A 12,266-nucleotide genomic window follows, 5' to 3' on the forward strand; every position below is an offset into this window, starting at 1 on the left:
CAGATGGCTAGAACTGGAAGACCAAAAGCAGATAAACCTTTTGATCATAAGGTGACTGTTAAATTCAAAGAAGAGGAATACCAGATAATGGTTGAGTATGCTGAGACTCATAATCTATCCATTTCGCAATTGATTAGAATGGGTGTTGAATTACAAATGAAGCAACAGGCTAATCAGTAGAACAGGCTCTTTTCTCCAGAAAGGAGAGAATAATGGCTTGTAGAAAAGATGGTAAAGGCAGAGTATTAAGAAAGGGTGAGGGTTACAGAAAAGGCGACGGAAGATACTCATATGTATATATTGATCCATTAGGCAAGAAAAGGACCATTTATGCAAAGTCTTTGGTAAAACTTCGAGAAAGAGAAGAACAGTTACAAAAAGATCAGTTGGATGGACTTGATGTCTATGTCGCAGGAAAGGCTGATGTGAACTTTTTGTTTGACAGGTACATATCAACTAAAACAGAATTGCGTAGCACTACTTACAGTAATTATTTGTATACATGGAATCATTTTATTCGTGATACATTTGGCAAGAAGAAAGTAAGAGATGTGAAATACTCAGACGTGTTGTTCTTTTATACAGACTTGATTAATAATCAGGGATTACAGATTAATACGCTTGAGACAATTAACACAGTACTAAGACCTACATTTCAACTTGCTGTCAGAGATGATATCATAAGGAAGAATCCGGTAGACGGAGCATACTGTGAAGTAAAAAAGCGTAATGGTGGTGCCAGAAAAACAAGGCGAGCGTTGACTGTGGATCAGCAGAGAAAATTCATGGAGTATGTAGCAAAGAATCCGTTCTTTTATCACTGGTATCCATTCTTTGTATTTTTGTTAGGAACTGGATGCAGAATAGGAGAAGCAATTGGGATACGCTGGGATGATATTGATTTGGAAAATCGAATCATTGATATCAATCATAGCTTGACCTATTACCAGAGAGCGGATGATTCATATAAATGTGAGTTTAGAGTATCTTTGCCAAAGACAGAAGCTGGTAATCGTAGAATACCTATGATGCAGCAGGTATATGATGTGCTTCAGGAAGAATATGAGAGACAGAAGCAGGAAGGCTTTTGCGTTGAGAATGTGGATGGAATGACCAATTTTGTATTTACAAACCGATTTGGGATGCCACATAACCCAGCAGCAGTAAACCGGGCAATCAAGAGAATTGTGGATACACATAATTCAGAAGAAGAGGTGGCTGCTAAAAAGGAGAAGAGAGAACCTGTTATGATTCCAAGATTCTCCTGCCATATCTTCAGACATACGTTTGCATCAAGATTTTGCGAGAATGAAACCAACATCAAAGTAATTCAAGAGGTAATGGGACATGCTGATGTATCAACTACCATGAACATATATGCAGAAGCAAACCCAGATGTTACCAAATCAGTAATTGAGAAATTATCAAAAAATATGGATATTTTTTAGAAAAGAGTCCTGCGATTGAACTCTTTTAAGATTGAAAATATACCTATTCATATTGAGATAAATATGCTATACTCATCAAGTATTGTAGTGTTTGACACGGCAGTACATGTCTTAAAATAAAAAGACGTATTTTAAGGCGAATGACATCTTTTGGACGCACAAAAGTCAAAAAAACGTCCAAGAGTGACCACGTATATAGAATCCGGGAAAGCCTATTTTCCAAGGGTTTGCAAGGATATACAAGAGTTAGCTTAGCAATCAAAAAAATTCCCGACAATGAAGAGCTTGGATAAATAAAGCAAGGAAAATCAAGGGTTTCAGAGATTATAGGTCGAGATTTACGACCAATTTACGACCAAATAAATGAAGACACGCTATAATAAAACGGTTAGATTGAAGTCTAACCGTTTTTTGGTATAATAATTCCATTGCTTTGTATAACTCATAATAGAGCTAAAGGAAATAGATAAATAAAAGGCGGGTATCAGCTAGGAGATACTCGCCTTTCGTTTATTTTGCTAAGAATCCGTTTATAAATATTCATCAATGCCTTCGGAATGCATAAATAATTCTGGAGAAGTTTGATTGTAAAATAAGGCTTGAGTAAGATATAGAATTGATTGTTGGTCTTCTGTACCCAAGCATTTGAAATTATCATATACAGTATTATTTTGAAATTCTGTAAGATAAGGATAATACTCGCTCGAAAACGGATAGACTTTATGGGTGAAAATATTAGCTATTTGTAGTTCTTCGGGTATATCGTATTCGATATATACATTTCCTCGTTCATCAGAAGGTATTTTCAATATTTTTGACACTAACTTAAACGTTTTGTTATCTTGTATATTAGCAAGGTTGCGTTTTAGTATTGACTTATATGTATCTTCTGAGAAATCTTCGTCTGCTTCATAGCATAATTCCAATAGCTCTTTTGTTGTCATATTGTTTTGTTTCAGATAGAAATTAATTATATGTTTAATGTCAAAAACCTTGCGTGTGGATTTTTTTTTATGTGTTTTTTTCATTCTTGTTATAGTACCGTTTATAATTTTTTGATAGTTTTCAGGTAATTTATCATAAAATGTTTTAAACTCTTTAACCATAGTTACTTTCTCCTTGTCAAGGTGCAAAAAAATTTTGAATTATGCATTTTTTCATTTTTTCATTTTTATGATATCCTAAAAAATGTAAATTTACAACGTCTTATGACGATTCAATTTCTGTCTGCAGACGGAAAGGCGAAAGGAAGGAATGGAAATATGCGTATTGAAGGTTTATATAAGAACAATGGTAAGGTGACATTGTACGTAAGTCAAGAACCTGAGTCTTATTATGTGAATCCAGCTGAAGGACGCACTTTTCAAGGTAGAATTGTTAAGTCGATTTACTTGGGCGATTATGATGTAGAAGGTCTTAAAGTGGGTGCTGAAATCGATGTTTTTTATGGGGCGCCTATCACGACGAAATCGGGAACATATGCTCCTATTAAAAAGGTTGAGCTGTTAAAGTAATTGTCATAAGGTGAAAGGGGGCAAGGTTCTGGTTGCCTTGTCCCTGATAAAAAAGGAGGAAGAAAAAATGCTACAATTAATAGTATATATCATAGTGGGTTTTAGTATCTGCGTTATTTTATACCTTGTTGTTATAAAACTCATCAGAATGTGGACTGGTTGTAGTAATGATGAGGCGGTTGTTAAGTTGCAACGATTCATTAACGGAACTCCAGTATACAGAATAGAAGAGGATATAGGGCTTCAAAATGAGATATGGGAAAATGTTAAAAAAGTAATTGGTGAAAAGCGTTATAATCAGTTGGTTGACTTAAACTCTACTGCTATTAATCCGCAATTATATTTTGTGGGAATTGAAGGTGCTCTCCCGTGTATTGGAATATCGCTATACTATTTAGATGATACAGAGAAGAGAGTGTTGGAAAGCATCATAGTAAATATAGTGAAGAAATATCTTCAAATTTATGGATATTTTACGTCGGTTCTTGTTGTATGGAAAGAACGATATGACCTGAATATGCCTTATTTACAGATTAGGTATGCTAGGAATGATGAAGAAAAAAGAATCTTAGAAATAGGTATTAAGAATCAGCGTCAAATTATTTCTATGCAAAATTCTGTGGTGGAAGACGATTCGGAGGACGACCTTAATGAATGATGAATTAATGTTGGGGTAGAATCCTTCTTGGAGGAAACACCCTGTTGGCACACTGTGTCGGTGCCGGAAAGTCCTTTGAGATGATGGTTGCCTGCATGGAGCAGAAGAGACTTGGACTTGCCAATAAGACGATCATGGTTGTTCCAAAGCCACTTATCGGGCAGACTGCATCAGAGTTTTTAGAAGCAGGAAAAACACTTACCAACGAGGAGGTCATAAGAGAACTTCTCGAATTACTAAAGAAAAATGCCATGAAGGAGCAGGCAAACGATGTATTTGAGATATGCAGCTATGTGGATGGACTGGAGAAAAAGATTGATTCCATGACGGAAGAACTCACCAATATGCAGAACCAGATCAAAGAAATGCAGGAAGATACACTTGTCAATAATGCTAAAAAGGCATTGTCGGAAGCACAGGAGCGACTTAATGCCAGATGTGAGCAGATAAAATCGCAGGTAATTGAAGTGAAAGAACAGGTCAAATCTACTGCTAAGAGCATAGTTGATGAAGCAAAGGCAAAGGGAAGATCTGCATTATACAGGGTGTCTGAGTTCTTAGGAATTAAGAAAAGATTTCTTGATATCCGAGAGAATGTAAGAGGTGCAATCAAGACAACGGATAATGATATAGCAAAGACAGCGCTTCTTGCAAAAGGATTTCGTGAAGCTGGTCAGACAGTAGCCAATGCATTTCGTACTTTTGCTGACAAACCGGAGGCGGATTATTCACAGAAAGAGCAGAAACATTTCATTACAAAGGCAGTACTTGCACCTATGAAAGTAGTGAAAAAGATGTTTGTGTTAATGGAGCTGCATCTGGACGCTTCGATTGATAAGCTGGATAATCTGGCGATGAATGTGCAGCTTGATAAGGAAAAGCGTATAGAGAATACGAAGAATCTGAAACAGACAGAGCCGGAGAGGGCAGAAGCTGAGCGAGTAGAAGCAGAGATTGTAAATTCGCCGATGGTCGCTGAACCACAGGAGTATCAGTATAATGCAGATGCATTTGAGGCTAGAGGTGCGGATGAGGTGAAGCAGGAAGCGTCACATAAGGAAGTATCAAAGGTAAGAGAAGATAAAGCCAGATAGATATGAGGACGTGGGAGAGATTCTGCGTCCCAACGTCCGTGTGGGCTTGCTTTTATTCGGATATTCGTATATAATGTATCGTATTGAGTATTATCCATGCGGAGGTGCGGTATGAACGGGATCAAGGGCTATATCTCCATTCGGGAGGCGTCTTACCGTTGGGGCGTGTCAGAGCGGCGGGTCAACCAATACTGCGCCGAAGGGCGGATTCCCGGTGCGTCCCGGTTCGGACGTTCATGGGCGATCCCGGAAAATGCGGAGAAACCGTCCGACCCGCGCTTTCAAGGACAGCACCGCGATTCCGGCAGGACAAGCACCTGACGGATACTCCTCTGCATGGGAAGCATCCGCAAAAAGGAGGTGAACGCTATGGCCTGCGACGAGAGCTTGTACCGCCAATATCTGAACGGCGACGACGAAGGGCTCAATGCCCTGATGAAAAAAATACGGCGACCCCCTGACCCTGTATATCGACGGCTATCTGCACGACGTTCACGAGGCGGAGGAACTGATGCTGGACGTTTTCGCCTATCTGTTCACCAAAAAGCCGAAGATACGGGACGGCGGCTTCAAGGCGTATCTCTATAAGGCGGCGCGGCACATGGCGCTGCGCCATAAGAGCAAACGGAAGCCCCTGTTCAGCCTCGATACGCTGACCGGCGAGCCGGACGGACGGCTGCTGGTGGAGGAGGTCATTCGGACGGAGGAGCGAAACCGCGTTCTGCACTTCTGCATGGACGAAATGAACCCGGACTATCGGGAGGTGCTGTATCTCACCTATTTTGAGGATATGAGTTACGCACAGGCAGCGGAGGTCACGGGAAAAACGGTAAAGCAGATCACCAACATGGTGTATCGCGGAAAAAAGAGCCTGCGAAGGCTATTAGAACTGGAGGGAATCACTAATGCGGAGCTATGAAGAGCGTGTTGCGGAGACAAAGCGGCGCATCGCCAAAATTGAGCGGGAGAAACGGCTGCGTCGTAATACAATTACCATGGTTTCTGCCGTGGCGGCGTGCCTTGTGCTGCTCATCGGTGCGTCCCTCGCCATGCCCGGCATTGCTGCAAGCATCCGGACTGGGGATTATGTGGGCTTTGAAACGGCTGCAAGCATCTTTCACGACGGTGCGGCTTTGGGATACATCGTCATCGGGCTTCTGGCGTTTTTACTCGGCGTGTGCGTGACCGTTCTGTGCTTCCTGCTGCGGCAGATGAACCGAGAGGACAGACAGGATGAGGAAAGCGAGGATGTGCATGGAGCTGATTGAAAACCTGCTGCAACTGCTGGTCACATTCGTCGGTGCGCTGCTTTCTGGTATCTTCTACTGGAAAAGCCGCAGGCAGGCGGATTTTCTTCTGCTGTGTTTCTACGGTTGCTTTGCCCTCGGCGCATTCTACTGGACGCTGTATCTGCTGCTGTTCAATACCACGCCGCACGTTTTTTATGTATCGGAGTTCGGCTGGGTGGCGAGCCTCATCTTCCTGCACATTTTGCAAGAAACTCTCGCCACTCAGGACGAGCGCAGCTTCCGTAGCCGCTCTGCATGGCTTGCACCTGCGTTTGGCGTGCCGCTGCTGGTGTTTTACTGCACCTTCGGGGACATTCTCTCCAACCTAATCTGGTGCGGTATGATGATATGGCTCTCTTATTGCGCCATTCGAGGGCTTGCCTATGCGAAAACGCAGATGGGCACGGTGCAGAATATGCGGTATTTCCATAGCGGCGTGCTGTGCTTTGTATTTGCGGAGTATCTGCTTTGGACTGTGGGCTGCTTCTGGCCGGATACCTCACCGGCAAGCCCTACCTTTTGGTGCGATATGATGCTGACGCTTGCGATTCTGGGGCTGCTGCCCGCCACGAGAAAGGCGGTGGAAGCGTGACCTACATCGAAAACATCTTTCTCTGCATAGTCTCTCCCCTGCTGGTAGCCGCTCTGTGCATGGGCAGGCGGCAGCTCCGCTTCTTCCTGTTCTGCATTGCCGGGATGGGGGTGTGCCTGCTTTCGGCTTATATCAACACCTTCCTCGCGGCGGTGTGTCAGGCGGACGCCCTTGCCGCCACGGCGGAGATTGCGCCGGTGGTGGAGGAAATGATGAAGCTGCTGCCGCTGGTGTTCTATCTTTTGGTGTTCGAGCCGGAGGGGAATAAAATCAAGGCTGCCGCCATCACGGTTGCCCTCGCCTTTGCCACCTTTGAAAACGTCTGCTATCTCATCCAAAACGGAGCGGACCGCTTTTCCTTTATTTTCTTCCGGGGCTTCGGCACGGGAGCCATGCATGTCCTCTGCGGACTGATCGTAGGCGGCGGTCTTGCATACACATGGCAGCGGACGTGGCTGAAGGTGGCCGGCACTTGCGGTCTGCTGTGTGCGGCGATAACATTCCACGCCACCTACAATCTGCTGATTGCCTACGGCGGTACGGCGCAGTACATCGCCTACGCCATGCCGGTGCTGCTGGTGGCGGCGGTAAGATTGTCTGCTTTCCGATTATCGCAGAGAAAATAACTGAACATCCTCTACTTGAGAGCTGCTTTTTGGCGGCTCTCAAATTTTTTAAAAAATTTTTCGTTTTTGGTGAGAGTTTTTTCGATTTTTTGTACCTATATAAGTGAAAGGGTTTTTATTACAGTTTCAGACAAACCGGAAAGGGGGTTCAAACAATATGTATGATACCGCAAGACGGGTCGCACTCGTCAAGCAGCGGGTGCGGGAAAACACCCGCCGGAGGCAGCGGTGCGAGGCAATAAGCCTATCTGCTTTGTGCCTGATGTTATTCACGGCACTTGCCAAGGTAGCGGACGCACTTATAGTGCGGGGACAGACCGCCGCACAGGGCGTGTTCGGCACAATGCTGCTGCGGAAGGACGCAGGCGGCTATGTGCTGGTAGCCGTTATTTCCTTTGCCGCAGCGTCAGCTATCACTGCACTGTGCTTCCGGCTCAGAACCAGAGAAAACCAGAAAAAACACGGGACGGACAAGCCCGCCCGACACGAAAAGGAGGAGAAAAGCCAATGAAGAAACGAATACTCAGCGTCCTGCTGCTGTGCTGCATGGTGCTGACGCTGCTGCCGACAGCGGTCTTTGCAGCGGAGACCGGCACGTTGGATACTATCCCCACAAAATTTGATGTGGAGATCGATCTGTGCAATAGAACGAGCGACATCAACATCAAGGACAGCAAGACATACTATATCTATTCGTCCTCAAGCGATCCGGACTTTGTCTGGACCAAGAAGATCCAGATCAATGGAAAGAAGGCGGCACCGCACATTTTTCTGGACAACGTTAACATTCAGGTGAACAAGGACGCCAAGACACCGGCCATCGAGCTGCACGGGAAGGCGTCGGCGTATCTGTACTTTATCAACCGGGACAGTAAGCTGACGGGGGCCACCGGACGGGCGGCCATTCAGAAGAACCGCAGCGAGGGGCAGCTGTGCGTGCAGGTGATGGAGGGCACCACGGTGACGTGTCAGGGTGGCTATAAAGCGGCGGGCATAGGAGGAAGCTGGGGGACCCGCAATATCGCAGAAAGTCTGTTCAACCTGGATATGTACGGTCACGGCGCAAATATGCACTTCGGCTCTCAGACGAACCCATCGCTCTGGAGCGGCACCATCATCGCCAAGGGCGGCGATGGAGGAGCCGGCATTGGCGGCGGATACAACGGCGCGGGCATCGGCGGCGGTCAGAACGTCCCGGCGCGCGATATCACCATCACCGGCGGCGAGGTGAACGCGCACGGCGCATACGGCGCAGCCATCGGCGGCGGCCGCTGGTGTCACGGTCAGAACATCACCGTGACGGACGCGAAGCTGAAGCTTACAACAGGCTATAATCAATTTGGCTCGGCCGCGGCAGCTATGGGCTACGGCGATCTTGTATACTCAAACAAGGTATACAGCACAGTGCTAAGATATATAGGAGATTTTGTCAGAAACCCCCTGCCCGAAGACTACAAGTCCATCAAAATAGGCTCATACAATGGAAAGCTGATAAAGCTGAAGGTTGAGGCGCAAGCCATCAACCGCAACGACGAGTTCACCTTCTTCTGGAACCTCTATGATATCCTGATCCCCAACGAGAACGGGCGCATCGACGTGCAGCTGCTGACGCTGCCGTACGTGAAGAACTACGGCTGGGCGATCAACGCGATGGAACTGGAGCTGATCGACGACCCCTGCGACGGGAAGCACGACTTCGGCTGGGTCGACCGGCAGTCGTGCCACGTCTGGGCGTGCAGGAATATGAAGTGTCAGGCGCGTGACCCGGTGGCGGAGATGTCCAAGCAAAACGGAAAGCACATCCCCGGCGACTGGAGCAATCAGAAGCAGCTCTGCACTGTGTGCGGCCATGTGATGGGAACGGACACGAAGGCGCCGGTGCTGGAGGGGTTGAAGGACGGCGAGAGCTACACCGTCGAGGATACCCTCGATGGAAATCCCGGCGCGTACACCTTCACCGTGAGCGACCCGGCACTGAATGGTGAGACGTCCTCCGGCATCAAGTCGGTGACCATCAACGGCGAGCCGCAAGCCGGCCCCACCTATCGTCTCCCCGCGCCGGATGGCGGCAACAATGATGCGGGAGCGGAATATACCGTGGTTGCGACTGACAACGCGGGAAACGAGACTACGGCCACAGTCAGAACCTACAGGCGGCACCATGTGAAGGTCATCAGCCCGGACGGCAAAAAGACCTACGCCGATCTGATGCTGCCGCACAATGAATATCTGGTGCTCCAGATCAGGCTGCCGGCGGGCGTGTCGGCAACGCTGACCGATGAGGCAGACGGGACGAAAATCCCATATGACAAGGAAAAGGGAGAGTTCCGGGCAGGTCTGATCACCAAAAACCGGACGCTCGTGCTGAACTATTCGACGAAGCATCCAAAGGTCGAGCTTCGCTTGGGGACGGGTCAGTACTTCACGGGATATAACGCGGATTCGGACGAACCGTATTATCTCAAAGGCGCGTCCATGGATGAGAATTCCTATCAGATAGGCATGTGGGTCGACACGGACGCGAAGCCAGGCTATTACCTCAGCTCTCCGGAGCGCTACACGCAGGAAGAGCTGGCAGCGCTTGACGAGTCCCTCTGGAAGGAATACAAGATAGCGGAAGCCACGCCGGGATCGATCGTGTTGCCATTTATCTTAATCACAATAGACGCTGCAGCGTATGAAGAAAACGGCGGTTGGTATGTCTATGCCAAAGCCACGAACCCAACGGGAACGACCTATGTCTCTACGCCGAAGATGATCATTGACGTCGAGAACCCGAAAGCCATTGATCTTTCTACCGGAAAGGAACTGAAGAGCTATGGTAAGTATTACGGCGACCTGCGGTTCAAGGTAGAGGACTCATCGCCCGTCACGGTTCGTTGCCATACATCCCCGAGTGGGAAAGCTGAGCTTCTGACGCCGGATGAAAATGGCGTTTATACGATCCCGGCAGAGTATGACAACAGCATCCAACACACGCTTATCATCGAAGACGCCTGCGGAAATGTGGCCTCCTACAAGTCGTTCAGGGTTTTCTGGAACTACCTGACCAATGTGCGGGAGAAGGACCATTGGGATGTGGCGCCTGCGCAGCCGATCCGTATTTCCAGGGAACAGAATCTGAAAGAGGAGCTCTCCAAGGTCCAAATCGGGGTTTTTGCAGCTGACACCTCCGGTTTTATACCTGTCGAGGTTTCGTGGGAGATCCCGGCAGACTATGATCCGCAGTCCCAGCGGGAGCAGACCTTCACGGTCAACGGAACGGTGATTCTGGAGGGCACCGGAGCACGCTGCAACTCGGGGCTTGATGTTATCACACGTCCGGGAGAGGAGTGGAAGAAGAACATCTCGGTGCAGGTGACCGTGGAGGGCGACCCGCAGTATAAGGTGACGGTGCAGGATTGCGAAAACGGCAGAGTCAAGGTGGTGAACGCTGCGGGAACCGCCGAGGACGGCACGCCACTGTTCTTTAAGGGCGAGCTTGTCATGCTCTCCATTGACCCCGACGAGGGCTATATGCTAAGCACGCTGTCCGTCAATGGCAACCCTGCCGCCGTTGCGGTTGGGGACGATACCTATACCTTCACCCAGCCGGAGGGAGATGTTACCATCACCGCAGCGTTTGAAATGCGCAACGAGCATACCGTCACTTTTGACGCTAACGGCGGCTCCGAGCCTGAGGAGCTGCCCGAGGAGGTCACCACCGCAATGCCCGCTAAGAAGATATTGCACGGCAGCGAGTATTCTCTGCCGGAGTGCGAGTTTATTGCACCCGAAGGAAAGCAGTTCAAGGCATGGGAGATAGACGGTGCGGAGTATCCGGTGAACGCCCCTGTGACCGTCACTGCTGACATCACAGTCAAGGCGCTGTGGGAGGACGCACCTCCCGCCCCTGCCGAGTATACCGTCAGATTCAATGCCAACGGTGGCGGCGGCACAATGGCAGATGTCACCGGTATTTCCGGCAGCTACACCCTGCCCGCCTGCGGTTTTACTGAACCGGAAGGCAAGCAATTCAAGGGCTGGTCAACCAGTGCCGACGGTTCGGTTATTTCCGGCACGACCTATGAAGTAAGCTTGGATACTACCTTCTATGCAATCTGGGAGAGTAAAGAGTATCCCATCATCGTAGCGGACGGCAAAGCGACAATCGGTGCAGGAAGCGAAATCAGTAAAGCGGCGCAAGGTACAACCATTACTCTGACCGCAAATGCGGCTCCTGACGGTAAGGTGTTTGATAAGTGGGTAGTAGAAAGCGGCAGCGCTGCTCTTGAAGATGCGAACAGTGAAACCACTACTTTCATAATGCCTGCGGAAGCAGTAAGCGTGAAGGCGACTTATAAGGGCGCTCCGCATACCCATACTTTCGATCAGGAAACCATAAAGGATGAAGCACTCAAATCGGCTGCCGATTGCACAAACGACGCAGTGTATTACAAGAGCTGCGCCTGCGGCGAAATCAGCACAACAGAAACCTTTACAGCTGCGGATACTGCTCTCGGACACGATTGGGCAACTGATTGGAATAAGGACGCAGACAATCACTGGAAGGAGTGCAGTCGCTGCCACGAGAAAAAAGATAATGCGGCGCACGATTACGGCGAGGACAACATCTGCGATACCTGCGGATATGACAAGACCGTACCGCATACGCACAATCTGACCCTCGTTCCCGCAAAGGCTCCTACTTGCACGGAGAAAGGCAACACGGCATATTACACCTGCGACGGCTGTGACAAGTGGTTTGAGGATGCAACCGGTGCATCCGAAATTACCGACAAGACAAGCGTAATCCTTGCGGCAACAGGTCATAGCGCTTCCGACTGGAAGTCCGATAATACCGATCACTGGAAAGAGTGCACCGTTGTCGGCTGCGGCGTGATCATCGAGGGCAGCAAGGCGGCGCATACCGCCGGCGAATGGATTATCGACACCCCGGCAACAGCTACCACAAGCGGCTCAAAGCATAAGGAATGCACCGTCTGCGGTTATACGATGGCAACTGAAACCATCCCGGCAACCGGCGGCGGTGAGCATACTCACAG

The 12,266-nt window shown here is 48.4% G+C and carries 13 protein-coding genes; 12 read left to right on the forward strand and 1 reads right to left on the reverse strand.

Annotated features, from left to right (window positions below; translation table 11 throughout):
- The first annotated feature begins 3 nt into the window (after nt 1-3).
- A complete protein-coding gene (locus DXB77_RS05925) occupies nt 4-180 on the forward strand; it encodes a hypothetical protein (RefSeq protein WP_004611640.1) in 177 nt (58 codons plus the stop codon).
- Nucleotides 181-212: 32 nt separating this feature from the next.
- Nucleotides 213-1,448, forward strand: coding sequence for a tyrosine-type recombinase/integrase (locus tag DXB77_RS05930; RefSeq protein WP_055195527.1), 1,236 nt, complete (start codon nt 213-215; stop codon nt 1,446-1,448).
- Nucleotides 1,449-1,978: 530 nt separating this feature from the next.
- On the opposite strand, the gene DXB77_RS05935 is transcribed toward DXB77_RS05930, so the two are convergent.
- On the reverse strand, nt 1,979-2,554 hold the full coding sequence (locus DXB77_RS05935; RefSeq protein ID WP_118662829.1) for a hypothetical protein: 576 nt from the start codon (nt 2,552-2,554) through the stop codon (nt 1,979-1,981).
- A gap of 156 nt (nt 2,555-2,710) precedes the next feature.
- Between DXB77_RS05935 and DXB77_RS05940 the strand changes: the two genes are divergently transcribed.
- The 10 genes from DXB77_RS05940 to DXB77_RS05980 form a co-directional block, all read left to right on the forward strand.
- A complete protein-coding gene (locus DXB77_RS05940) occupies nt 2,711-2,962 on the forward strand; it encodes a hypothetical protein (RefSeq protein ID WP_118662830.1) in 252 nt (83 codons plus the stop codon).
- Between the two features lie 67 nt (nt 2,963-3,029).
- Nucleotides 3,030-3,620, forward strand: a complete 591-nt coding sequence (locus DXB77_RS05945; RefSeq protein WP_118662831.1) for a hypothetical protein — start codon at nt 3,030-3,032, stop codon at nt 3,618-3,620.
- Nucleotides 3,621-3,754: 134 nt separating this feature from the next.
- Nucleotides 3,755-4,714, forward strand: coding sequence for a DUF6674 family protein (locus tag DXB77_RS05950; RefSeq protein WP_118662910.1), 960 nt, complete (start codon nt 3,755-3,757; stop codon nt 4,712-4,714).
- Between the two features lie 111 nt (nt 4,715-4,825).
- Nucleotides 4,826-5,035 (forward strand): helix-turn-helix domain-containing protein, encoded by a 210-nt coding sequence (locus DXB77_RS05955; protein ID WP_158707401.1) that lies wholly within the window; start codon nt 4,826-4,828, stop codon nt 5,033-5,035.
- A gap of 190 nt (nt 5,036-5,225) precedes the next feature.
- A complete protein-coding gene (locus DXB77_RS05960) occupies nt 5,226-5,633 on the forward strand; it encodes a sigma-70 family RNA polymerase sigma factor (RefSeq protein WP_243100150.1) in 408 nt (135 codons plus the stop codon).
- The gene (locus DXB77_RS05965) at nt 5,620-5,982 is read left to right on the forward strand and encodes a DUF4179 domain-containing protein (protein ID WP_118662832.1); all 363 of its coding nucleotides are present in this window, start codon (nt 5,620-5,622) and stop codon (nt 5,980-5,982) included. The genes DXB77_RS05960 and DXB77_RS05965 overlap by 14 nt, the downstream gene beginning before the upstream one ends.
- Entirely contained in the window at nt 5,969-6,595 is a 627-nt protein-coding gene (locus tag DXB77_RS13245) for a histidine kinase (RefSeq protein ID WP_242972112.1), read from the forward strand. The genes DXB77_RS05965 and DXB77_RS13245 overlap by 14 nt, the downstream gene beginning before the upstream one ends.
- Nucleotides 6,592-7,221: a PrsW family glutamic-type intramembrane protease gene (locus DXB77_RS05970; RefSeq protein WP_243100151.1), complete on the forward strand. Its 630-nt coding sequence runs from the start codon at nt 6,592-6,594 to the stop codon at nt 7,219-7,221. Before DXB77_RS13245 ends, DXB77_RS05970 begins: the two co-directional genes overlap by 4 nt.
- A 157-nt stretch (nt 7,222-7,378) precedes the next feature.
- Nucleotides 7,379-7,732 carry a glycosyltransferase gene (locus DXB77_RS05975; RefSeq protein WP_118662834.1) on the forward strand — a complete coding sequence of 118 codons (354 nt, stop codon included), beginning with the start codon at nt 7,379-7,381 and terminating at the stop codon, nt 7,730-7,732.
- The coding region (locus tag DXB77_RS05980; protein WP_207665154.1) for an InlB B-repeat-containing protein at nt 7,729-12,266 on the forward strand (4,538 nt) is incomplete at its 3' end. The genes DXB77_RS05975 and DXB77_RS05980, both read left to right, overlap by 4 nt.

It is taken from the genome of Clostridium sp. OM05-9, from assembly GCF_003481465.1.
Taxonomy (GTDB): Bacteria; Bacillota; Clostridia; order Lachnospirales; family Lachnospiraceae; genus Coprococcus; species Coprococcus ammoniilyticus.